Here is a 23,462-nt window from a genome sequence, read left to right on the forward strand (position 1 = left end):
CGGAGCCGTCCATGTCCCGCGTTACCTTGAGTCGCTATTTGATTGAGCAGACCCGCAGCAACAACACTCCTGCCGATCTGCGCTTCCTGATCGAAGTGGTGGCGCGTGCCTGCAAGGAGATCAGCCACGCCGTGTCCAAAGGCGCCCTCGGTGGTGTTCTGGGCAGCATGGGCACTGAGAACGTGCAAGGCGAAGTGCAGAAGAAACTCGACGTGCTATCCAACGAGATCCTGCTCGAAGCCAACGAATGGGGCGGTCACCTGGCCGGCATGGCGTCCGAAGAAATGGACAACGCCTACCAGATCCCGGGCAAATACCCGAAAGGCGCGTACCTGCTGGTATTCGACCCGCTGGACGGTTCGTCGAACATCGATATCAACGCCCCGGTCGGCACCATCTTCTCGGTACTGCGTTGCCCGAACGAATACCTGAGCCAGAACGAAGCCCTGAACGAAAAGGCCTTCCTGCAGCCAGGCACCCAGCAGGTGGCCGCCGGCTACGCCATCTACGGCCCGCAGACCATGCTGGTGCTGACCCTGGGCGACGGCGTCAAGGGCTTCACCCTGGACCGCGAGATGGGCAGCTTCGTCCTCACTCACGAAGACATCACCATTCCTGAAACCACCCAGGAATTCGCCATCAACATGTCCAACCAGCGTCATTGGGAAGCCCCGGTACAACGCTACGTCAGCGAACTGCTGGCCGGCGAGGAAGGCCCGTTGAAGAAGAACTACAACATGCGCTGGGTGGCGGCGATGGTGGCCGACGTGCACCGCATCCTGACCCGTGGCGGTCTGTTCATGTACCCGCGCGACAGCCGCGAGCCGTCCAAGCCGGGCAAGCTGCGCCTGATGTACGAAGCCAACCCGATGTCGTTCCTGGTGGAGCAGGCGGGCGGCGCGTCCACCGACGGTCACCAGCGCATCCTCGACATTCAGCCTGAAGGCCTGCACCAGCGTGTTGCGGTGTTCCTCGGTTCGAAGGAAGAAGTCGCCCGCGCCACGGCTTACCACAAGGAATAAGCCATGCACGCGCCCTGGCAGCCGTTGCTCGATTGGTGGTTCGGACACGCCGAATCACCGGACGACATATCGGCTGACAAGGGCAAGTTGTGGTTCGGCAAGAAAGACCGCCAAGACCTCGAGGCGCGAGAGCGTTTCGGGGTCTTTGTCGATCAGGCCCTGGCCGGCGGATTGACCGAGTGGACGCAACGTCCCGAAGGTTGGCTGGCACTGGTGCTGTTGCTCGATCAACTGCCGCGAATGATCTTTCGCGATTCCCCCAAAGCATTTTCCGGTGATCTGCGCGCGCAGAAACTCGTCGCGCAAGGCATTGCCGCCGACTTCGACCGGCAATTGAAGCCGATCCAGCGGGTGTTCATTTATCTGGTGTTCGAACACTGCGAAAACCTTGCGGTGCAGAACGAAGCCGTTTCGCGGTTTATCGATCTGGTGGCAGAACAGCCGGAAGGCGAGCGAGCGGTGTTTGCCGACAATCTGGACTATGCCGAACGGCATCGCAAAGTGATTGCCCGGTTTGGCCGGTTTCCGCATCGCAATGCGGTGTTGGGGCGGGAGTCGACGGCGGAAGAACTTGAGTTCCTCGCCGGGCCAGGTTCGCGATTCTAAACTTGCGTTAAGGCTGCTGCCGCCTTCGCGAGCAAGCCCGCTCCCACAGTGCCTTATGGTGGAACACATATTGTGTTAACACCGAAGATCCCTGTGGGAGCGGGCTTGCTCGCGAAGAGGCCAGTGGTCGCGCCTTAGATCCTGAAGCTGCCCACCAGATGCTTCAACCGCGCCGCCTGCTGCTCCAGATCCGCGCAGGCCCGCAGGGTCGCCTGCAGGTTTTCCACACCTTCCTGGTTCAGCGTGTTGATCTCGTTGATGTCGACGTTGATCGACTCGACCACGGCGGTCTGCTCTTCGGTGGCGGTGGCCACTGACTGGTTCATGCCGTCGATCTCGCCGATGCGCTGGGTCACGCTGCCCAGGCGTTCGCCGGCCTGGTTGGCGATGCCGACGCTGGTTTCACTCTCGCGCTGGCTCTCGGTCATGATGCTGACCGCCTGGCGTGCGCCGACCTGCAGCTCTTCGATCATCTTCTGCACTTGCTGCGCCGAATCCTGGGTGCGGTGGGCGAGGTTGCGTACTTCATCAGCCACCACCGCGAAACCACGGCCGGCCTCACCGGCGCGGGCTGCTTCGATGGCGGCGTTGAGCGCCAGCAGGTTGGTCTGCTGGGAGATGCTGGTGATCACTTCGAGAATCTGCCCGATGTTCACCGTGTTGCTGTTGAGGGTTTCGATATTGCCGCAGGAGTCGCTGATTTTTGCCGACAGCTGCTGCATGGCGTGAATGGTTTTATCCACAACCTGCTGGCCGTCGACCGCCAGGCTGCGCGCGTCGCTGGAATGCTGCGAGGCGAGGGCGGCGTTCTGGGCGATTTCCTGGGCGGCGGCGCCGAGCTGATTGATGGCCGCCGCGACGCTGTTGGTGCGGCTCGCCTGCTGGTCGGAGTTGTACATCGACGAGTTCGACGCCGCGACCACGCGCAGGGCGACTTCATTGACCTGGCCGGTGGCCGAGGACACTTCGCGGATCGAGGTATGAATACGCTCGACGAATCGGTTGAACGACACGCCCAGCGCACCGAATTCATCGTGGCCGTGGATGGTCAGGCGCTTGGTCAGGTCGCCTTCGCCCTCGGCGATGTCATGCATCGCGCGACCCATGGTCAGCAGCGGCTGCATCAGCACGCGAATCAGCATGCCGAGCAGGGCGATGATGATGACCACGGCGATGACCATGGCGATCAGCGCCGAGGTACGGAATTCGCTGAGCATCGAGAACGCGGTGTCTTTGTCCAGCACCAGCGCGACGTACCAGTCGGCCGACGGCACGCCGTTGACGCGGGTGAAGGAGATCAGTTGGGTCTTGCCGTCGAACTCGACTTCCTTCAGGCCCGGGCTGACCTTGGGCGCGCCGTTCGGGTAGGCCTCGGCGAGGGTCTTGAGCACCAGTTTGCTGTCCGGGTGAATCAGGATCTTGCCTTCGCTGCTGACGATGAAGGCGTGACCGTGGCCGCCGAAGTTCAGCGAGTTGATGATCGCGCTGACGCTGGTCAGGTCGATGTCGGCACCGGCGACGCCGATCATCTGGCCCTGGCGCTGCACCGGGGTGGCGACGGTGATCACCAGTTTGCCCGACGACGCCGCGATGTACGGTTCGGTGACGATGGTCTGCTGGGCGCTGTTGGCGGCCTTGTACCAGCCGCGGGCGCGCGGGTCGTAATCCGGCGCGCGGTTGCCGGCCGGCACGGAGAACATCACGCCGTCGGCACCGCCGAAATAGCTGAGCTGGAAATTGCCGGTGTAGGCCGGCAGGTCGATGATGCGCTTGAGGCTGGCGGGTGCGCTACCGTCGGCGGCGACCTGCTGTGCCAGCGATTGCAGCAGCTGGATGCGGCTCTCCAGCCAGGTCTGGATGTTGCTGGTGGTCAGGCTGCCGAGTTCCTGCATCGAGGCATCGGTGCTGCTGCGCAGGGTTTCGCGCTGGCGATAGTCGTTGAACAGAATAAAACAGGCGAACGCAACGGCCACCACGAGGGCGGCGGCCAGCAGGATCTTGTGGCTGAATTTCATGTTTCTGGTCATTAAGGGAGCTACCGCGAAGGGGCTGGTCAAGAAAGGGCGGCAATTTGCCACAACCGGGGGCTTTGCGCTGCTCTTATTTCGACCGCGCGGCGCCAAAGATTAGGCGGCTGTGACGAAATGCGACGAAATGCGCAATAGCCCCACAAAGTATCTGATTTCTCGGCAAAAGCCGGACGAGCGGCCAGAGAAATAGCCGCCCGGCGAGGGAACCAGATGACACTTTTCTCTTCTAAGCTTCTGGTTGGCACCATGCCATCCCCCCTCGTTCCAGGAGTTACACCATGTCGCTGCGATCTATCGCCCTTCTGTCCTTTTGCGTGCTGCTGGCCGCATGCAGCAAGGTCAACCAGGAAAACTACGCCAAGCTGTCCGCCGGCATGGCCAAGGCCGAGGTTGAGACGCTGCTCGGCAAACCGACCGATTGCTCGGGCGCGCTCGGCATGTCCAGTTGCACCTGGGGCGACAAGAACAGCTTTATCAGCGTGCAGTACGCCGGTGACAAAGTGCTGATGTTTTCCGGCCAAGGCCTGAAGTAAACCGGGGCTACGCGCCCACGGGAGTAAAACAATGAAGCGGTTATTGCTTGTCCTTTTTGCCGGCCTGGTACTGGCCGGCTGCGCCACTCACGGTGAAGATCCGCTGGCGCCGAAGACGGTCAACAGCGTCAATCTCAAGCGTTATCAGGGCACCTGGTACGAGCTGGCGCGCCTGCCGATGTATTTCCAGCGCAATTGCGCGCAATCCGAAGCCCACTATTCGCTCAAGCCGGACGGCAACGTCGATGTGCTCAACCGCTGCCTGACTGCCGACTGGCAATGGGAAGAGGCCAAGGGCACGGCTTATCCACAGGTGCCGGGCAAGACCGACAAATTGTGGGTCGAGTTCGATACGTGGTTCTCGCGGCTGATTCCGGGCGTGGCGAAGGGGCAATACTGGGTGTTGTATGTCAGCGACGACTACAAGACCGCTATCGTCGGCGACCCGAGCCGCAAGTACCTGTGGCTGCTGTCGCGCACGCCGACCGTCAACGGTGTAGTGCGCGAGGAGCTGCTGAGCAAGGCACGCCAGCAGGGCTACGACACCACGCGACTGATCTGGCGTGCGTCGGACCGGCAGATGGCCAAGACCTCGAACTGAGCATCGGCAAAGATCAAATGTGGGAGCGGGCTTGCCCGCGAAGAGGGCGTGTCAGTTGACTGAAATATCGACTGATACACCGCTTTCGCGAGCAAGCCCGCTCCCACATTTCGTTTCGTGTCAGCCTAAAAGTTCGCGCAGTACCTGGGTGAACGCCCGGGCACTCGCTTCTTCACCCGCATGCCGGCCATCACGCACCACCCACTGACCGTTGACCAGCACATCGCGCACCTGGCGATCGCCGCCGGCGAACAGCCAGCGATTGAGAATGCCGTCGCCACTGGCCGTGGCCAGATACGGATCGCTGCCATCGAGCACGATCCAGTCGGCGCGCTTGCCGACTTCCAGGGCGCCGATCGGCTGCCCCAGTGCCTGGGCGCCGCCCTCCAGTGCCGCGTCATACAAGGTGCGGCCGACCATCGGCTGATCCGTCCCGTACAGACGGTTACGCCGTTGATCGCGCAGGCGCTGGCCGTATTCCAGCCAGCGCAATTCCTCGACCACGCTGAGCGACACGTGGCTGTCGGAACCGATACCCATGCGCCCGCCCTGGGCAAGGAAATCCACCGCCGGGAAGATGCCGTCGCCGAGGTTGGCTTCGGTGGTCAGGCACAGACCGGCGATGGCTCGACTCCTGGCCATCAGCGAGACTTCTTCCGCGTTGGCGTGAGTGGCGTGAACCAGGCACCAGCGCTGATCGACCTCGGCATTTTCGTACAGCCACTGCAACGGCCGCCGACCGCTCCAGCTCAGGCAGTCGTCGACTTCCTTCTGCTGTTCGGCGATGTGGATGTGCACCGGGCATTGCCGGTCGCTGGCCGCCAGCACGTCGCTGATCTGCTGCGGCGTCACCGCGCGCAGCGAGTGGAAGCACAGGCCCAGCGATTGCGCCGGTTGCTGCGCCAGTAAAGGCTGCAGGCGCGATTGCAGGTTCAGGTAGTTTTCCGTGCTGTTGATGAACCGCCGCTGGCCGTCATTGGGCGTCTGGCCGCCAAAACCCGAGTGGCTGTAGAGCACCGGCAGCAGGGTCAGGCCGATGCCGCTTTCACCGGCCGCCTGGCTGATGCGCAGCGCCAGTTCGGCGGGGTCGGCATACGGCTGGCCGTTCTGGTCGTGGTGCACATAGTGGAATTCGGCCACCGAGGTGTAACCGGCCTTGAGCATTTCGATGTACAGCTGACGGGCGATTACACCGAGTTGATCGGGGCTGATTTTGCCGACCAGGCGATACATCAGATCGCGCCAGGTCCAGAAACTGTCGTTGGGATTGCCGGCCACTTCCGCCAGTCCCGCCATCGCGCGCTGGAAGGCGTGGGAGTGCAGGTTCGGCATCCCCGGCAACAGCGGGCCCTTCAGCCGTTCAGCGCCATCTGCGGTGGAATCGGCCTGGATTCTGGTCAGCAGGCCATCGGCGCTGACCTCAATACGTACATCGTTGGCCCATCCGTTAGGCAGCAGTGCGCGTTCGGCAAAGAAGGCGGACATGGTTCGGCACCCCATCGTGTGTTATTTGTATATACATATACAGACGTTTGCCTGCCCGGTAAACTCCGGCAAGCTAGCAACCTTCATCAAACGAACAGGGATCAACCGTGCCGACTCCGCCTCCAGTCTCCCCGTTGGCCGCGAACATGGGCGACAGTCCGGCGCCCTTGTACGCCCGCGTCAAACAGATGATCACCCAGCAGATCGACAGCGGTAACTGGCCGCCGCACTACCGCGTGCCGTCCGAGAGCGAGCTGGTCAGCCAGCTCGGTTTCAGCCGCATGACCATCAACCGTGCGCTGCGCGAGATGACCGCCGACGGTCTGCTGGTGCGTATGCAGGGCGTCGGCACGTTCGTCGCCGAGCCGAAAAGCCAGTCCGCGCTGTTCGAAGTGCACAACATCGCCGACGAAATCGCCTCCCGCGGCCATCGCCACACGTGCCAGGTGATCACCCTCGAAGAAGAGGCCGCCGGTTCCGAGCGCGCCCTGGCCCTGGACATGCGCGAAGGGCAGAAGGTTTTCCACTCGCTGATCGTGCATTACGAAAACGACATTCCGGTGCAAATCGAAGACCGTTTCGTCAACGCCCTGGTCGCCCCGGAATACCTCAAGCAGGATTTCACCCTGCAAACGCCGTACGCCTACCTGAATCAGGTCGCGCCGCTGACCGAAGGCGAGCACGTGGTCGAAGCGATCCTCGCCGAGCCGTCCGAGTGCAAGCTGCTGCAGATTGAAAAGGGCGAGCCGTGCCTGCTGATCCGTCGCCGTACGTGGTCGGGGCGTCAGCCAGTGACGGCGGCGCGTCTGATCCACCCCGGTTCCCGTCATCGTCTGGAAGGACGCTTTCACAAATGAATGGTTTGAAAGTTCTACGCGCCGAGGGTTACCCGCGCATGCCGTGGAAAAACGGCGGCGGCAGCACCGAGGAAATCACCCGCGACAGCGGTGCCGGCCTCGAGGGCTTCGGCTGGCGCCTGTCGATTGCCGACATCGCCGAGTCCGGTGGTTTCTCCACCTTCGCCGGTTATCAGCGAGTGATCACCGTACTGCAGGGCGATGGCATGACCCTGTGCGTCGACGGTGAAGAGACGCGGCCGCTGTTAGCGCTGGACCCGTTTGCGTTCAGCGGTGAAAGCCAGGTGTCCTGCACGTTGCTCGGCGGGGCGATCCGCGATTTCAATCTGATCTACGCACCGCAGCGCTACAGCGCGCGATTGCAGTGGCTGGACGCTGAGCAGCGGTTTTTCAGTTCGGCGAGCACCGTGCTGGTCTTCAGCGTCAGCGAACTGCTGGAGGTCACGGTCGGTGACAGTGCATCGCAACTCGGCCGTCATGATTGCCTGCAGCTGGACGGTAACACCGCGCTGACGGAGATCGCCGTCAATGCCGGTTGCTGCGTGATCGAGCTGTCCCCGCGCTGATCCTCCCTTCTGATCGTTCCCACGTCGGGGCGTCTAATCGTCCGCTTGGCACTGCCTCTCATGACGCTCGGCGTCACAGAGCGGACGCGGAGCGTACATGGCGGCATTCCCACGCAAAGCGTGGCAACGATCAAAGAGCGATGCAAAAACCGCTGCTTTAAAGGCAGCGGTTTTTTTTCGTCCCGACGTTCCCGAAATGCGCACCAACTTGTTACCGAACGCCCCAGCGTGGCGCAAAACCGCGCTTGCGTAACAGCCGCACACTGGCCCCGGACAGCCCCGGGAAAATTTTCATCTACGCCGCAACCCTTGTCTCAGGCGCTCTGCAGCCCTTCCTGCCGTTTTTCTTGAACGCTCCACCAACAAGTTGGCCGCTTGATTGCATATGCTTGTATGTACAAGTAAAGACGTATGCGTATAAGTCCGCAGCGTCGACTGATTCGCTTGTCGTGCATTGATGCGCACAGGCTGCTTGCCCACTGCCAGGGTTGGTTTGAATTGATTGCTGAGGAGTCTTTTTCGTGACTGACAATAAGTCCACCAAGTACCGCAACGTCGAAATCCGTGCCGCCCGCGGCAACCAGCTGACCGCCAAGAGCTGGCTGACCGAAGCACCGCTGCGCATGCTGATGAACAACCTCGACCCGGAAGTGGCCGAAAACCCGAAAGAGCTGGTGGTCTACGGTGGCATCGGTCGCGCGGCACGTAACTGGGAGTGCTACGACAAGATCGTCGAAAGCCTGACCAACCTCAACGAAGACGAAACCCTGCTGGTGCAATCCGGCAAACCGGTCGGCGTGTTCAAGACCCACAGCAATGCCCCGCGCGTGCTGATCGCCAACTCCAACCTGGTGCCGCACTGGGCCACCTGGGAACACTTCAACGAACTCGACGCCAAGGGCCTGGCCATGTACGGCCAGATGACCGCCGGCAGCTGGATCTACATCGGCAGCCAGGGCATCGTCCAGGGCACTTACGAAACGTTCGTCGAAGCCGGGCGCCAACACTACAACGACAACCTCAAGGGCAAGTGGGTGCTGACCGCCGGCCTCGGCGGCATGGGCGGTGCCCAGCCACTGGCGGCCACTCTGGCCGGTGCCTGCTCGCTGAACATCGAATGCCAGCAGGTCAGCATCGATTTCCGTCTGAAAAGCCGCTACGTCGATGAGCAGGCCAAGGACCTCGACGACGCGCTGGCCCGTATCGCCAAATACACCGCCGAAGGCAAAGCGATCTCCATCGCCCTGCTGGGTAACGCCGCGGAAATCCTGCCGGAACTGGTCAAGCGTGGCGTACGCCCGGACATGGTCACCGACCAGACCAGCGCCCACGACCCACTGAACGGCTACCTGCCGGCCGGCTGGACCTGGGAAGAGTACCGCGCCCGTGCCAAGACCGAGCCGGCCGCCGTGATCAAGGCCGCCAAGCAATCGATGGCCGTGCACGTCAAAGCGATGCTCGACTTCCAGAAGCAAGGCATCCCGACCTTCGACTACGGCAACAACATCCGTCAGATGGCCCAGGAAGAGGGCGTCGAGAACGCCTTCGACTTCCCGGGTTTCGTCCCGGCCTACATCCGCCCGCTGTTCTGCCGTGGCATCGGCCCGTTCCGCTGGGCGGCGCTGTCGGGTGATCCGCAAGACATCTACAAGACCGACGCCAAGGTCAAGGAACTGATCCCGGACGACGCACACCTGCACAACTGGCTGGACATGGCGCGCGAGCGCATCAGCTTCCAGGGTCTGCCGGCGCGGATCTGCTGGGTCGGCCTGGGCCTGCGCGCCAAACTCGGTCTGGCGTTCAACGAAATGGTCCGTAGCGGCGAGCTGTCGGCGCCGATCGTCATCGGCCGCGACCACCTCGACTCCGGCTCGGTATCGAGCCCGAACCGCGAAACCGAATCGATGCAGGACGGCTCCGACGCCGTGTCCGATTGGCCACTGCTCAACGCGCTGCTGAACACCGCGAGCGGCGCGACCTGGGTGTCCCTGCACCACGGCGGCGGCGTCGGCATGGGCTTCTCCCAGCATTCGGGCATGGTGATTGTCTGCGACGGTACTGACGAAGCCGCGGCGCGTATTGCCCGTGTGCTGCACAACGACCCGGGTACCGGCGTCATGCGTCACGCCGATGCCGGTTACCAGATCGCCATCGACTGCGCCAAGGAGCAGGGTCTAAACCTGCCGATGATTACCGGCGGCAAGTAACACAGATTCCTGTGGGAGCTGGCTTGCCAGCGATAGCGGTGGCACTGCCGGAATTGATGTTGAAGGTGCCGACGTCATCGCTGGCAAGCCAGCTCCCACAAGGGTTCGAGAAAGCTCGAGAGAACAATTAAAACAATCCACAGAGGTTGAATCATGGCTGTTAGCCCCGATCGTGCAAGCAACAAACCGTTGATCGAAAGGCGTTCGATCGACTACATCCCGGAAGCGGAAAGACACGGTCGTCTGTTTAGCCAGTTCACCTTGTGGATGGGTGCCAACCTGCAAATCACCGCGATTGTCACCGGGGCCCTGGCCGTGGTGCTGGGCGGCGATGTGTTCTGGTCGTTGATCGGTCTGCTGATCGGGCAACTGCTGGGCGGCGGCGTGATGGCGCTGCACGCGGCGCAGGGGCCGAAGCTCGGCCTGCCGCAGATGATTTCCAGCCGGGTGCAGTTCGGTGTGTACGGCGCGGCCATCCCGATCGTGCTGGTGTGCCTGATGTACCTGGGTTTCACCGCCACCGGCACCGTGCTGTCCGGCCAGGCGCTGGGCCAGTTGTTCGGTGTCAGCGACACCGTTGGCATTCTGCTGTTTGCCAGCGTCATTGTGGTGGTCACGGTGCTGGGTTACCGGGTGATCCACTGGATCGGCCGTGTCGCCAGCGTGATTGGCGTGATTGCCTTCGTTTATCTGTTCAGCCGTCTGCTGAGCCAGGTTGATGTCGGCGCTCTGCTGCAAATCCGTCATTTCAGCTGGAGCAGTTTCCTGCTCGCGGTGTCGCTTGCGGCCTCCTGGCAGATCGCCTTCGGCCCGTATGTGGCGGATTACTCGCGTTACCTGCCGAGCAAAACGTCGGCACTGAAGACCTTTTTTGCCGCCGGCGCGGGGTCGGTGATCGGTGCACAGGTGGCGATGATCCTCGGCGTGTTTGCCGCGGCGTCGGCCAACGGCCAGTTCGCCGGTCACGAGGTGGCCTACATCGTCGGTCTGGGCGGTACCGGTGCCACCGCGGCGCTGCTGTATTTCAGCATCGCGTTCGGCAAGGTGACCATCTCGACGCTGAACTCCTACGGCAGCTTCATGTGCATCGCCACCATCATCAGCGGCTTCCGTGGTCACCTGCAGGTATCGCGCCTGCAGCGCCTGGTGTTCGTCCTGGTGATCGTCGGCGCGGCGACCCTGATCGCCTTGCTCGGCCAGCACTCGTTCCTCGGTGCGTTCAAGTCTTTCATCCTGTTCCTGCTCGCCTTCTTCACACCGTGGAGCGCGATCAACCTGGTGGACTACTACTGCATCACCCGCGAGCGCTACGACGTGCCGGCGCTGGCCGACCCGAACGGTCGCTACGGCCGCTGGAACCTGCTCGGCATCAGCGTCTATGTGTTCGGCGTGCTGGTGCAGCTGCCGTTCATCTCGACCAAGTTCTATACCGGCCCGCTGGTCGCGGCCCTCGGTGATGTGGATATCTCCTGGATCATCGGCCTGGTGCTGCCCGCCGCCGTGTATTACCTGTGCGCGAAAAAATGGCACAGCGCGGTACCCGATCGCCTGATTCTGCCGGTCGAGCAGAGCAGCGCCGTACAACCAGAAACAAGTGGGGCCGGTCGCATTGCGGCGCGGGCCTGATTGGACGTGGACAGGGCTGGATGCCTCTTGACTGCCGTAAGCCAATTCATGATTAGGAGCGTCGCAACAATGAAATCGAACAAGACCCTGCTGACCACTTTGCTGTCCATGGGCCTGTTGGCCAGTGCTGGCGCCACCCAGGCTGCCGGCTGGTGCGAGTCCGGCAAACCGGTGAAATTCGCCGGCCTCAACTGGGAAAGCGGCATGCTGCTGACCGATGTCCTGCAAGTGGTCCTGGAAAAAGGTTACGACTGCAAGACCGACAGCCTGCCGGGCAACTCCATCACCATGGAAAACGCCCTGAGCAGCAATGACATCCAGGTGTTCGCCGAAGAATGGGTCGGCCGCAGCGAGGTGTGGAACAAGGCCGAGAAGGCCGGCAAGGTCGTCGGCGTCGGCGCCCCGGTGGTGGGTGCGGTGGAAGGCTGGTACGTGCCGCGCTATGTGATCGAAGGCGACGCCAAGCGCAAGCTCGAGCCGAAAGCCCCGGACCTGAAGAACATCGCCGACCTGGGCAAGTATGCCCAGGTCTTCAAGGACGCCGAGGAGCCTTCCAAGGGGCGCTTCTACAACTGCCCGGCCGGCTGGACCTGCGAGCTCGACAACAGCGAAATGCTCAAGAGCTACGGCCTGGAAAACAGCTACACCAACTTCCGTCCGGGCACCGGTCCGGCGCTGGATGCCGCCGTGCTGTCGAGCTACAAGCGTGGCGAGCCGATCCTGTTCTACTACTGGTCGCCCACCCCGCTGATGGGCCAGATCGACGCGGTCAAACTCGAAGAGAAACCCGGCGTCGACAAGAGCGTGAGCATCAAGGTCGGCCTGTCCAAGACCTTCCACGACGAAGCGCCGGAACTGGTCAGTGTGCTGGAGAAGGTCAACCTGCCGATCGACCTGCTGAACCAGAACCTCGGTCGCATGGCCAAGGAACGTATCGAGTCGCCAAAACTGGCGAAAATCTTCCTCAAGGAACATCCTGAGGTCTGGCATGCGTGGGTCAGTGCAGACGCTGCCAAGAAAATCGACGCGGCGCTGTAGGTCGAATTCCTCCCGGCCAACCGAGAGGCTGGCCGGGGTGTTCGCCGCAATCGCTTGATTGAGTTTCCTGATTGAGAGCCGCTTATGTTTCCCGAAAGCTTTACCTTTTCCATCGCCGACTGGGTCAACGGTTGGGTCGATGCGCTGGTCACCAACTACGGCGATGTGTTCCGCCACATCTCCGACACCCTGTTGTGGGCCATCGTCAATCTTGAAGGCCTGCTGCGCGCCGTGCCGTGGTGGCTGATGCTGGCGATCGTCGCCGGGATCGCCTGGCACGCGACGCGCAAAGTGCTCACCACGGCGGTGATCGTCGGCCTGCTGTTCCTGGTCGGTGCCGTCGGCCTGTGGGACAAACTCATGCAGACCCTGGCGCTGATGCTGGTGGCGACGCTGATCTCGGTGCTGATCGGCATCCCGCTGGGGATTCTCTCGGCGCGCAGCAATCGCCTGCGCTCGGTGCTGATGCCGCTGCTCGACATCATGCAGACCATGCCCAGCTTCGTGTACCTGATCCCGGTGCTGATGCTGTTCGGCCTGGGCAAGGTGCCGGCGATTTTCGCCACGGTGATCTACGCCGCGCCACCGCTGATCCGCCTGACCGACCTGGGCATCCGGCAGGTCGACGGCGAAGTCATGGAAGCGATCAACGCCTTCGGGGCCAACCGCTGGCAGCAACTGTTCGGCGTGCAACTGCCGCTGGCCCTGCCGAGCATCATGGCCGGGATCAACCAGACCACCATGATGGCCCTGTCGATGGTGGTGATCGCCTCGATGATCGGTGCCCGTGGCCTGGGCGAAGACGTGCTGGTGGGGATTCAGACCCTCAACGTCGGACGTGGCCTGGAGGCCGGTCTGGCGATCGTGATTCTCGCAGTGGTCATCGACCGCATTACCCAGGCGTATGGTCGGCCACGGCATGAGGTGAGCAAATGAGCAACGCAAACGTCAGCAAGATCGAAGTGAAAAACGTCTTCAAGATTTTCGGCAACCGCGCCAAGGATGCCCTGGCGATGGTCGGCCAGGGCAAGACCAAGGATCAGGTGCTGTCGGAAACCGGTTGCGTGGTCGGGGTCAACGACCTGTCGCTGAGCATCGGCACCGGTGAGATCTTCGTGATCATGGGCCTGTCCGGCTCCGGCAAATCGACCCTGGTACGCCACTTCAATCGCCTGATCGACCCGACCAGCGGCGCGATCCTGGTCGACGGCGTGGACATCCTGCAATACGACATGGAAGCCCTGCGCGAATTTCGCCGGCACAAGATCAGCATGGTGTTCCAGAGCTTCGGCCTGCTGCCGCACAAGAGCGTGCTGGACAACGTCGCCTACGGCCTCAAGGTGCGCGGCGAGAGCAAGCAGCTGTGCGCCGAACGCGCGCTGCACTGGATCAACACCGTGGGCCTCAAGGGCTACGAAAACAAATACCCGCACCAGCTCTCCGGCGGCATGCGCCAGCGTGTCGGCCTGGCCCGCGCCCTGGCGGCGGACACCGACATCATCCTGATGGACGAAGCGTTCAGTGCCCTCGATCCGTTGATCCGCGCCGAGATGCAGGATCAGTTGCTGGAGCTGCAAAAGACCCTGCACAAGACCATCGTCTTCATCACTCACGACCTCGACGAGGCCGTGCGCATCGGCAACCGCATCGCGATCCTCAAGGATGGCCGGCTGATCCAGGTCGGCACGCCGAGAGAGATCCTGCATTCGCCGGCGGACGAGTATGTCGACCGCTTCGTGCAGCGGCGCGCGGCGGTGGTTTAGGTAGATTTGTGTTGGCCGGACTGGCCTCTTCGCCGGCAAGCCGGCTCCCACAGTTTTGTGAACGCTGAAGCTCCCTGTGGGAGCTGGCTTGCCAGCGATGAGGCCGCAAAGGCTGCATCAATGTTTGGATGAGGTTGAAGATGTCCCAGGCTGAAAAAATCGTTATCGCCGACGCCCCGATGCGTTGGCAGGACGTGGTCGCCGTCGCCCGTCACGGCGCCACTTTGGAGCTGTCGAGCGAGACCTGGGCGCGTATCGACAACGCCCAGGGCATCGTCCAGCGCATCGTCGCCAGCGGCGAGCGCGCCTATGGCGTGAACACCGGGCTCGGCGCGCTGTGCAACGTCTCGCTGCAGGACGAACAGCTCAGCCAGCTGTCGCGCAACACCCTGCTCAGCCACGCCTGCGGCGTCGGCCCGGTGCTGCCCGACGAACAGACCCGGGCCATCATCTGCGCGGCGATCCGCAACTACAGCCACGGCAAATCCGGTATTCACCGCCGCGTGGTCGAAGCACTGCTGGCACTGCTCAATCGCGGCATCACCCCGCAGGTGCCGGCGCAGGGTTCGGTGGGTTACCTGACGCACATGGCGCACATCGGCATTACCCTGCTCGGCGTCGGTGATGTCAGCTATCGCGGGCAGATCGTGCCGGCGCAACAGGCGCTGGCCGCGGAAGGCCTGCAAGCGGTGCAGCTCGGCGCGAAGGACGGTTTGTGCCTGGTCAACGGCACGCCGTGCATGACCGGTCTCGGTTGCCTGGCGATTGCCGACGCGACACGCCTGGTGCAGTGGGCCGACGTGATCGGCGCCATGAGCTTCGAGGCCCAGCGCGGGCAGATCGCCGCGTTCGATGCCGAGATCATCGCGCTCAAGCCGCACCCGGGCATGCAGCAGGTTGGCATCAACTTGCGCGCATTGCTCGACGGCAGCGAAGTGATTGCCGCGAGCAAGGGTATTCGCACGCAGGACGCGCTGAGCATCCGCTCGATTCCGCAGGTGCACGGCGCGGCGCGCGATCAACTGGCGCACGCCACCCGACAGATCGAAACCGAACTCAACGGCTGCACCGACAACCCGTTGCTGCTGGGCACGCCGGACGCCTTCCGGGTGATGTCCCAGGCCAACCCGCACGGCCAGTCGGTGGCGCTGGCGGCGGACCTGCTGGCGATTGCCATGGCCGAGATCGGCTCGATCGCCGAACGGCGCCTGGATCGCCTGATCAACCCGCACGTCAGCGGTCTGCCGGCCTTCCTGGTGGCCAATCCCGGGGTGAACTCGGGGATGATGATCGTGCAATACGTCGCCGCTTCGCTGTGCGCGGAAAACCGCCAGTTGGCGCAACCGGCGGTGCTCGACAATTACGTCACCTCCGGCCTGCAGGAAGATCACCTGAGCCTGGGCACCAACGCCGCGCTGAAGCTGCACCGCGCCCTGGAAAACTGCACGCAGATCCTCGCCATCGAGTACCTGCTGGCGGCGCAGGCGTTTGAATTCCTCAAGGCTCAGCGCTTCGGCGCCGGCACCGATGCCGCCTGGCGACTGCTGCGCGAAAAGGTCCCGGCCTACGATCAGGATCGCTGGCTGGCGCCGGATATCGCTGCCGCTGCGGGCGTGTTGAAAGACCCGAAACTGCCGCATGCCGTTCTACCGAATTTGCACTGACAACGACCCATACCAGCGTGCCAAGGCGCGGATCGTCCACAAGACGAGAAACGACGGATAACGGAATGCTCCGGAGCGACTGGTAGTTAATAACAATGTCTCAAAAGGAGCATTTTAATGACTGCGCTGAACCTGATTCCCGGCCAACTGAGCCTGGCCCAACTGCGTGACGTCTACCACCACCCGGTCAGACTGAGCCTGGACAACAGCGCCGCGGCGCAGATCGAAGCCAGCGTCGCCTGCGTCGAGCAGATCCTCGCCGAGAATCGCACCGCCTACGGCATCAACACCGGTTTCGGCCTGCTGGCCTCGACGCGCATCGCCAGCGAAGACCTGGAAAACCTGCAGCGCTCGCTGGTGCTGTCGCACGCTGCCGGCGTCGGCCAGCCGATCAGCGATGACCTGGTGCGGCTGATCATGGTGCTCAAGGTCAACAGCCTCAGCCGCGGTTTCTCCGGCATCCGCCGCGTGGTGATCGATGCGCTGATTGCGCTGATCAATGCCGAAGTCTATCCGCACATTCCGCTCAAGGGTTCGGTCGGTGCCTCGGGTGACCTCGCGCCGCTGGCGCACATGTCGCTGGTGCTGCTCGGCGAGGGCAAGGCGCGCTACAAGGGCGAGTGGCTGGAAGCCACCGAAGCGCTGAAGGTTGCCGGTCTGACCCCGCTGACTTTGGCGGCGAAAGAAGGCCTGGCGCTGCTAAACGGCACCCAGGTGTCCACCGCATTTGCCCTGCGCGGCCTGTTCGAGGGCGAAGACCTGTTCGCCGGTGCCCTGGCAGTGGGCGGCCTGACGGTGGAAGCGGTGCTCGGCTCGCGCTCGCCGTTCGACGCGCGCATTCACGCGGCCCGTGGCCAGAAAGGCCAGATCGATGCCGCCGCTGCTTATCGCGATCTGCTCGGTGAGCGCAGCGAAGTGTCTGCCTCGCACCAGAACTGCGACAAGGTCCAGGATCCGTACTCGCTGCGCTGCCAGCCGCAAGTCATGGGCGCCTGCCTGACCCAGTTCCGCCAGGCCGCCGAAGTGCTGGCCATCGAAGCCAACGCTGTCTCCGACAACCCGTTGGTGTTCGCCGCTGAAGGCGATGTGATTTCCGGCGGCAACTTCCACGCCGAGCCGGTGGCCATGGCGGCCGACAACTTGGCCCTGGCCATCGCTGAAATCGGCTCGCTGAGCGAACGACGCATCTCGCTGATGATGGACAAGCACATGTCGCAACTGCCGCCGTTTCTGGTGGCCAACGGCGGCGTGAACTCCGGTTTCATGATCGCCCAGGTAACCGCTGCGGCACTGGCCAGCGAGAACAAGGCGCTGGCCCACCCGCATTCGGTCGACAGCCTGCCCACCTCCGCCAACCAGGAAGACCACGTGTCGATGGCTCCGGCGGCCGGCAAGCGCCTGTGGGAAATGGCCGAGAACACCCGCGGCATTCTCGCGGTGGAATGGCTGGCAGCAGCGCAGGGCCTGGATCTGCGCAACGGTCTGAAGACCTCGGCGAAGCTGGAGCAGGCGCGGGCGATTCTGCGTCGCGAAGTACCGTTCTACGAGAAGGATCGCTTCTTTGCCCCGGACATCAATGCGGCGACCGAACTGCTGGCTTCGCGGGTTCTGACGGAACTGGTTCCGGCGAAACTGCTGCCTAGCCTGTAATGGCCTCTTCGCGAGCAGGCTCGCTTCCACAGGGCAATGCATTTCAACTGTGGGAGCGAGCCTGCTCGCGAAATCGATTTTGAATACTGTGGAGACTAAGGGATGAAAACCCTCTGGCAACACTGCCACGTCGCAACCATGGCGCAGGGCGTCTACTCGATCATCGAGGATGCGGCCATCGTGACCTCGGGTGCGCACATCGAGTGGATCGGCCCGCGCAGTCAATTGCCGTCCGGCGAATACCCGGCGGTCAATGACCTGCACGGCGCCTGGGTCACTCCCGGCCTGATCGACTGCCACACCCACACCGTATTCGGTGGCAACCGCAGTGGCGAATTCGAACAACGCCTGCAAGGTGTCAGCTACGCCGAGATCGCCGCGGCCGGTGGCGGCATCGCCAGCACCGTGCGCGCGACCCGTCAAGCCACTGAGGACGAGCTGTTCGCCAGCGCCGCCAAACGCCTGAAAAGCCTGATGCGCGACGGCGTGACCACGGTCGAGATGAAATCCGGCTACGGTCTCGATCTGGCCAACGAGCGCAAGATCTTGCGGGTGATCCGTCGTCTGCAGAAAGAGCTGCCGATCAGCGTGCGCAGCACCTGCCTGGCGGCCCACGCGTTGCCACCGGAATACCAGGATCGCGCCGACGATTACATCGATCTGATCTGCACCGAGATGCTCCCGGCCCTCGCTGCCGAAGGGCTGGTGGATGCCGTGGATGCCTTCTGCGAATACCTGGCGTTCTCGCCGGAGCAGGTCGAGCGGGTGTTCGTCGCCGCGCAGAAGCTCGGCCTGCCGGTGAAACTGCACGCCGAACAACTGTCGTCGCTGCATGGCTCCAGCCTCGCTGCGCGCTATAAGGCGTTATCCGCCGACCACCTGGAATTCATGGACGAAGCCGACGCCATCGCCATGGCCGAGTCCGACACGGTCGCGGTGCTGTTGCCGGGCGCATTCTACTTCCTGCGCGAAACTCAGTTGCCGCCGATGGACGCCCTGCGCAAGCACAAGGTCAAGATCGCCATCGCCAGCGACCTCAACCCCGGTACCTCGCCGGCGCTGTCGCTGCGCCTGATGCTGAACATGGCCTGCACCTGTTTCCGCATGACCCCGGAAGAAGCCCTGGCCGGCGCCACCATCCATGCCGCGCAAGCCTTGGGCATGGCCGCAACCCTCGGCTCGTTGGAAGTCGGCAAGGTCGCCGATTTCGTCGCCTGGCAGATCGACCGGCCGGCGGATCTGGCGTACTGGCTGGGCGGTGAGCTGGACAAACGCGTCGTGCGTCACGGCGTCGAATCAAGTCTGTAGGAGAGCGTTGTGGATAAGGTTCTGAACTTCAAACAAGGTCGCGTGCCGCTGCTGATCAGCATGCCCCATGCCGGTGTGCGCCTGACCCCGGCGGTCGAGGCCGGGCTGATTGCGGACGCGAAAAGCCTGCCGGACACCGACTGGCATATTCCGCAGCTCTACGATTTTGCCGCCGAGCTGGGCGCCAGCACCCTGGCGGCCGAATATTCGCGGTTCGTCATCGACCTCAACCGGCCGTCCGACGACAAGCCGCTATACGCGGGCGCCACCACCGGCCTGTACCCGGCGACGCTGTTCGATGGCATCCCGTTGTTCAAGGAAGGGCAGGCGCCGTCGAAAGAAGACCGTGCCACGTACCTGGAGCAGATCTGGACGCCGTACCACCGCACCCTGCAGCAAGAGCTGGCACGGCTGAAGGCCGAGTTCGGTTATGCGTTGCTGTTCGATGCCCACTCGATCCGTTCGATCATCCCGCACCTGTTCGACGGCAAACTGCCGGACTTCAACCTCGGCACCTTCAACGGCGCCAGTTGCGATCCGCAGCTGGCCACGCAACTGGAAGCGATCTGCGCCCGCCACGGCGATTACAGCCACGTGCTCAACGGACGCTTCAAGGGCGGTCACATCACCCGCCATTACGGCAACCCGGCCGAGCACATCCATGCCGTGCAACTGGAGTTGGGCCAGTGCACCTACATGGAAGAGTTCGCACCGTTCCGCTACCGCGCCGACTTGGCGGAGCCAACGCGGGTGGTGTTGAAGGAGCTGCTGCAAGGGCTGCTCGCCTGGGGCAAAAACCACTACAACTGAGTCAGCTGTGATCGTTCCCACGCTCCGCGTGGGAATGCAGCCCGTGACGCTCCGCGTCACTGGACGCGGAGCGTCCCTTGAGGCATTCCCACGCAGAGCGTGGGAACGATCGGGAGAAGTCGCCACCGTGCAAATCCCGGTCGCCACAGGTCGCTTTTGCGTCTCGTCTGCTGCGTAATGTTTCGGCCACGGTGCAAGAAGACACCGATCCGAACAATAACCCGCTGCCGCACGAGACGATCCCACATGAAAAGACTGTTCACTCGTTGTGCGTTAATCCTCACCGGCAGTGCGCTGCTCAGCGCCGGCGCCATGGCTGCCGACGATGCGTCCTGCAAGACCGTGCGCATGGGCGTGGTCAACTGGACCGACGTGATCGCCACCAGCGGCATGGCCGATGTCCTGCTCAACGGCCTCGGTTACGAAAGCAAGCAAACCAGCGCGGTGCAGCAAATCATCTTCGCCGGCATCCGTGACAAACGCCTGGACATCTTCCTCGGCTACTGGAAGCCGGCGATGGACCAGAACATCGCGCCGTTCCTCGCCGCCAACCAGGTCAAAGTCATGGACAAGCCCAGCCTGGCCGACGCCCAGGCGACCCTGGCGGTGCCCGATTACGTCGCGGCGGCAGGGCTGAAGACCTTCCCCGACATCGCGAAATTCAAGGAGCAGCTGGGCGGCAAGATCTATGGCATCGAGCCTGGCAGCGGCGCCAACACCACGATCAAGACCATGATCGAAACCAACCACTTCGGCCTGAAGGATTTCAAGATCGTCGAATCCGGTGAAGCCGGCATGCTCGCCGCCGTGCAACGGGCGGTGAACCGCAAGGAATTCGTGGTGTTCGTCGGCTGGACCCCGCATCCGATGAACATCAACATGAACATCACCTACCTGACCGGCAGTGAAGACGTCTACGGCCCCAACGAAGGCGCCGCGACCGTTTCCACGGTTACCGCGCCGGACTACGCCGAGCGCTGCCCGAACGTCCATCGACTGCTGGAAAACCTGACCTTCACCGCCGCCCAGGAGAGCCAGTTGATGGTGCCGATCATGGCGCGCAAGACCCCTCAGGAGGTGGCGAAAAACTGGTTGCGCGAGCATCCCGAAGACTTGCAGCGCTGGCTGGCCGGTGTCAGCAGTGTCGACGGCAAGGACGGCGTGGCCACGGTTCAGGCCAGCCTGAAAAACTGATGGGCACTTATCCACTCTCGCCGGCGATGGCGGCGTTCGTCGCCAGAACCGAAGGCTTTGCCAGCGCTGACAGCAGCCTCGGCGGACTGCGCACATCCTACGATGACATGTGTCGTGCCTTCACGCCTGAACGGCCGACGGGTCTGGAGGTGGTGGACTTCCAGTTGAGCGGGGTGGCGGTGCGCTCGTATCGCCCGCCTGTCCGGCCATCGGCCAGTGGCTGGCCGTGCGTGTTGTACCTGCACGGCGGCGGTTGGGTGGTCGGCGGGCTGGATTCCCATGACTTCATCTGCTGCGAACTGGCCATGGCACTCGGGGCGATGGTGGTGGCGGTGGACTATCGGCTGGCGCCAGAGCATCCGTTCCCGGCCGGTTTCGAGGATTGCCTGAGCGTCTGGCGCGCGTTGCGCAGCGGGCCGTTCTGGTTCGATCCCGCGCGGATGCTGGTGGCGGGTGACAGCGCCGGGGGCAATCTGGCGGCGGCGCTGTGCCTGGCGCTGCGCGATGCCGGCGAGCCGCTGCCGGGTGCGCAGGTATTGATCTATCCGGGGCTGGGTGGCGACGAACAGTCAGCGTCGCGCCGCGAATGCGCCGATGCACCGTTGCTCGCCAGCAGCGATGTCGATTGTTATCACGCCCTGTACCTGCGCGGCACCGCCAGGCCGAACGCTTATGCGCTGCCGTTGCTGGCCGAGGATCTGCGCGGCCTGCCGCCGGCCTGGATTGCCGTGGCGCAGTTCGATCCGCTGCGTGACGACGGCGTGTGCTACGCCGAACGGTTGAACGCGGCGGGCGTCGACGCGGCGCTGTATTACGGCGAAGGGCTGGTACACGGTTGTCTGCGGGCGCGGCACCAGGTCGCCGAGGTCGACCGTCTCTACGAAAACCTGCTGGCGTTCATGGCTGACAAATTGTGACAGCGAGCGGGCATGCTCATTGACGTAAATCGGGTTTATGATGCCGGACGGCAGAATAATAGAAGTCCCCCCAGGGATGACCTCGACCCCTTACGGAGCGCGCAATGCAGACTTTGTTTCCGCAGATCAAACCCCACGCCCGGCACGATCTGGCCGTCGATGACACCCATACGCTGTACGTCGACGAAAGCGGTTCACCGGAAGGTTTGCCGGTGGTGTTCATCCACGGTGGTCCTGGCGCCGGGTGCGATGCGCAGAGCCGGCGCTACTTCGATCCGAACCTGTACCGCATTGTCACCTTCGACCAGCGTGGTTGCGGCCGCTCGACGCCACACGCCAGCCTGGAAAACAACACCACCTGGGACCTGGTCGCCGACCTCGAGCGCATCCGCAAACACCTGGGCATCGAGAAGTGGGTCCTGTTCGGTGGCTCCTGGGGTTCGACCCTGGCGCTGGCTTACGCGCAGACCCACCCGGAACGGGTCCACGGTCTGATCCTGCGCGGGATCTTTCTCTGTCGCCCACAGGAAATCGAATGGTTCTATCAGGCCGGTGCCAGTCGTCTGTTTCCCGATTACTGGCAGGACTACATCGCGCCGATCCCGCAGGACGAACGCGACGACCTGCTCGGCGCTTTCCACAAACGCCTGACCGGCAACGACCAGATCGCCCAGATGCACGCCGCCAAGGCCTGGTCGACCTGGGAAGGGCGCACCGCGACCCTGCGGCCGAATCCGCTGGTGGTCGATCGTTTCTCCGAGCCGCAGCGCGCGCTGTCGATCGCCCGGATTGAATGCCATTACTTCACCAACAATGCCTTCCTCGAGCCGAATCAGCTGATTCGCGACATGGGCAAGATCGCCCACCTGCCGGGCGTGATCATCCACGGCCGCTATGACGTGATCTGCCCGCTCGACAATGCCTGGGAACTGCACCAGGCCTGGCCCAACAGCGAGTTGCAGGTGATCCGCGACGCCGGGCATGCCGCGTCCGAACCGGGCATTACCGATGCGTTGGTCCGCGCGGCCAGCAAAATGGCGCGGCGCCTGCTCGACCTGCCGCCCGAAGAAGCATGAAGGGGCTTCTGCAGCGCGTGAAAGGCGCGCGGGTCGAAGTGGCGGGGGAGGTGGTCGGTGCCGTCGATCAGGGTTTGCTGGTGCTGGTGGCCGTCGAACCCGACGACAACCGGGCGAGTGCCGACAAACTTCTGCATAAGCTGCTTAACTATCGGGTATTCAGCGACGCCGAGGGCAAGATGAACCTGTCCCTCGCCGACGTTGGCGGCGGGTTGCTGCTGGTCTCTCAGTTCACCCTGGCCGCCGACACCCGCAGCGGGTTGCGCCCGAGTTTCTCGAGCGCCGCCCCTCCGGCGCTGGGCGAGGAACTGTTCGACTATCTGTTAGGCAAAGCGAAACAGGTGCATGGCACTGTGGCATCAGGTAGATTCGGCGCGGATATGCAGGTGCACCTGGTCAACGATGGCCCGGTTACCTTTCTGTTACAGACGTGAAAGCGCTTGAAACACCTTTTTAAGGGTTTTTCGACTGAAAACAGGGAATTTTCGCGATAAATACTTTGTTACCCC

At 63.0% G+C, this 23,462-nt stretch carries 21 protein-coding genes and 1 pseudogene; 19 read left to right on the forward strand and 3 right to left on the reverse strand.

Annotated features, from left to right (window positions below; all coding sequences use genetic code 11):
• The first annotated feature begins 11 nt into the window (after nucleotides 1-11).
• Both QRN70_RS20195 and QRN70_RS20200 read left to right on the forward strand, forming a co-directional pair.
• A complete protein-coding gene (locus QRN70_RS20195) occupies nucleotides 12-1,022 on the forward strand; it encodes a class 1 fructose-bisphosphatase (protein ID WP_003220797.1) in 1,011 nt (336 codons plus the stop codon).
• Between the two features lie 3 nt (nucleotides 1,023-1,025).
• Entirely contained in the window at nucleotides 1,026-1,628 is a 603-nt protein-coding gene (locus tag QRN70_RS20200; protein ID WP_285419669.1) for a DUF924 family protein, read from the forward strand.
• A gap of 134 nt (nucleotides 1,629-1,762) precedes the next feature.
• Here QRN70_RS20200 and QRN70_RS27835 read toward each other — a convergent pair whose 3' ends face one another.
• Entirely contained in the window at nucleotides 1,763-2,527 is a 765-nt protein-coding gene (locus QRN70_RS27835; protein WP_502941650.1) for a methyl-accepting chemotaxis protein, read from the reverse strand.
• A 93-nt stretch (nucleotides 2,528-2,620) separates the two neighbouring features.
• Nucleotides 2,621-3,655, reverse strand: a pseudogene (locus QRN70_RS27840) (HAMP domain-containing protein); the annotation flags it as partial.
• 281 nt (nucleotides 3,656-3,936) lie between these two features.
• On the opposite strand from QRN70_RS27840, the gene QRN70_RS20210 reads away from it, so the two are divergent.
• Both QRN70_RS20210 and QRN70_RS20215 read left to right on the forward strand, forming a co-directional pair.
• Nucleotides 3,937-4,191, forward strand: coding sequence for a lipoprotein (locus tag QRN70_RS20210; RefSeq protein ID WP_042557222.1), 255 nt, complete (start codon nucleotides 3,937-3,939; stop codon nucleotides 4,189-4,191).
• A 31-nt stretch (nucleotides 4,192-4,222) separates the two neighbouring features.
• Complete coding sequence (locus QRN70_RS20215) at nucleotides 4,223-4,792, forward strand: lipocalin family protein (protein ID WP_285419671.1); 570 nt, start codon at nucleotides 4,223-4,225, stop codon at nucleotides 4,790-4,792.
• A 120-nt stretch (nucleotides 4,793-4,912) separates the two neighbouring features.
• Here the strand turns inward: QRN70_RS20215 and QRN70_RS20220 are convergent, their stop codons facing one another.
• Nucleotides 4,913-6,277, reverse strand: coding sequence for a formimidoylglutamate deiminase (locus QRN70_RS20220; RefSeq protein ID WP_285419672.1), 1,365 nt, complete (start codon nucleotides 6,275-6,277; stop codon nucleotides 4,913-4,915).
• Nucleotides 6,278-6,423: 146 nt separating this feature from the next.
• Between QRN70_RS20220 and hutC the strand changes: the two genes are divergently transcribed.
• From hutC to dtd, 15 genes are all read left to right on the forward strand, one after another.
• Nucleotides 6,424-7,134: a histidine utilization transcriptional repressor HutC gene (gene hutC, locus QRN70_RS20225; RefSeq protein WP_162803449.1), complete on the forward strand. Its 711-nt coding sequence runs from the start codon at nucleotides 6,424-6,426 to the stop codon at nucleotides 7,132-7,134.
• Complete coding sequence (locus QRN70_RS20230; protein ID WP_285419673.1) at nucleotides 7,131-7,700, forward strand: HutD/Ves family protein; 570 nt, start codon at nucleotides 7,131-7,133, stop codon at nucleotides 7,698-7,700. Before hutC ends, QRN70_RS20230 begins: the two co-directional genes overlap by 4 nt.
• Before the next feature lie 521 nt (nucleotides 7,701-8,221).
• Nucleotides 8,222-9,907, forward strand: coding sequence for a urocanate hydratase (gene hutU, locus QRN70_RS20235; protein ID WP_285419674.1), 1,686 nt, complete (start codon nucleotides 8,222-8,224; stop codon nucleotides 9,905-9,907).
• 153 nt (nucleotides 9,908-10,060) lie between these two features.
• Nucleotides 10,061-11,533 (forward strand): purine-cytosine permease family protein, encoded by a 1,473-nt coding sequence (locus tag QRN70_RS20240; RefSeq protein WP_285419675.1) that lies wholly within the window; start codon nucleotides 10,061-10,063, stop codon nucleotides 11,531-11,533.
• Nucleotides 11,534-11,602: 69 nt separating this feature from the next.
• Nucleotides 11,603-12,571: an ABC transporter substrate-binding protein gene (locus QRN70_RS20245; RefSeq protein WP_285419676.1), complete on the forward strand. Its 969-nt coding sequence runs from the start codon at nucleotides 11,603-11,605 to the stop codon at nucleotides 12,569-12,571.
• Nucleotides 12,572-12,655: 84 nt separating this feature from the next.
• Nucleotides 12,656-13,507 carry an ABC transporter permease gene (locus tag QRN70_RS20250; protein ID WP_285419677.1) on the forward strand — a complete coding sequence of 284 codons (852 nt, stop codon included), beginning with the start codon at nucleotides 12,656-12,658 and terminating at the stop codon, nucleotides 13,505-13,507.
• Nucleotides 13,504-14,334 carry a quaternary amine ABC transporter ATP-binding protein gene (locus QRN70_RS20255; protein ID WP_285419678.1) on the forward strand — a complete coding sequence of 277 codons (831 nt, stop codon included), beginning with the start codon at nucleotides 13,504-13,506 and terminating at the stop codon, nucleotides 14,332-14,334. Before QRN70_RS20250 ends, QRN70_RS20255 begins: the two co-directional genes overlap by 4 nt.
• Nucleotides 14,335-14,474: 140 nt before the next feature.
• Entirely contained in the window at nucleotides 14,475-15,998 is a 1,524-nt protein-coding gene (locus QRN70_RS20260) for an HAL/PAL/TAL family ammonia-lyase (protein ID WP_285419679.1), read from the forward strand.
• A gap of 117 nt (nucleotides 15,999-16,115) precedes the next feature.
• On the forward strand, nucleotides 16,116-17,648 hold the full coding sequence (hutH, locus tag QRN70_RS20265) for a histidine ammonia-lyase (RefSeq protein WP_285419680.1): 1,533 nt from the start codon (nucleotides 16,116-16,118) through the stop codon (nucleotides 17,646-17,648).
• Nucleotides 17,649-17,750: 102 nt separating this feature from the next.
• Complete coding sequence (gene hutI, locus QRN70_RS20270; protein ID WP_285419681.1) at nucleotides 17,751-18,956, forward strand: imidazolonepropionase; 1,206 nt, start codon at nucleotides 17,751-17,753, stop codon at nucleotides 18,954-18,956.
• A gap of 9 nt (nucleotides 18,957-18,965) precedes the next feature.
• Nucleotides 18,966-19,766, forward strand: coding sequence for an N-formylglutamate deformylase (gene hutG, locus QRN70_RS20275; protein WP_285419682.1), 801 nt, complete (start codon nucleotides 18,966-18,968; stop codon nucleotides 19,764-19,766).
• Between the two features lie 246 nt (nucleotides 19,767-20,012).
• Nucleotides 20,013-20,960, forward strand: a complete 948-nt coding sequence (locus QRN70_RS20280) for a choline ABC transporter substrate-binding protein (RefSeq protein ID WP_285419683.1) — start codon at nucleotides 20,013-20,015, stop codon at nucleotides 20,958-20,960.
• Nucleotides 20,960-21,877 carry an alpha/beta hydrolase gene (locus QRN70_RS20285; RefSeq protein ID WP_285419684.1) on the forward strand — a complete coding sequence of 306 codons (918 nt, stop codon included), beginning with the start codon at nucleotides 20,960-20,962 and terminating at the stop codon, nucleotides 21,875-21,877. The genes QRN70_RS20280 and QRN70_RS20285 overlap by 1 nt, the downstream gene beginning before the upstream one ends.
• Nucleotides 21,878-21,981: 104 nt before the next feature.
• On the forward strand, nucleotides 21,982-22,953 hold the full coding sequence (gene pip / locus QRN70_RS20290; RefSeq protein WP_285419685.1) for a prolyl aminopeptidase: 972 nt from the start codon (nucleotides 21,982-21,984) through the stop codon (nucleotides 22,951-22,953).
• On the forward strand, nucleotides 22,950-23,387 hold the full coding sequence (dtd, locus tag QRN70_RS20295; protein WP_285419686.1) for a D-aminoacyl-tRNA deacylase: 438 nt from the start codon (nucleotides 22,950-22,952) through the stop codon (nucleotides 23,385-23,387). Before pip ends, dtd begins: the two co-directional genes overlap by 4 nt.
• Nucleotides 23,388-23,462 lie beyond the last annotated feature (75 nt).

Origin of the sequence: Pseudomonas sp. efr-133-TYG-5 (assembly GCF_030209175.1) — a bacterium.
GTDB lineage: Bacteria > Pseudomonadota > Gammaproteobacteria > Pseudomonadales > Pseudomonadaceae > Aquipseudomonas.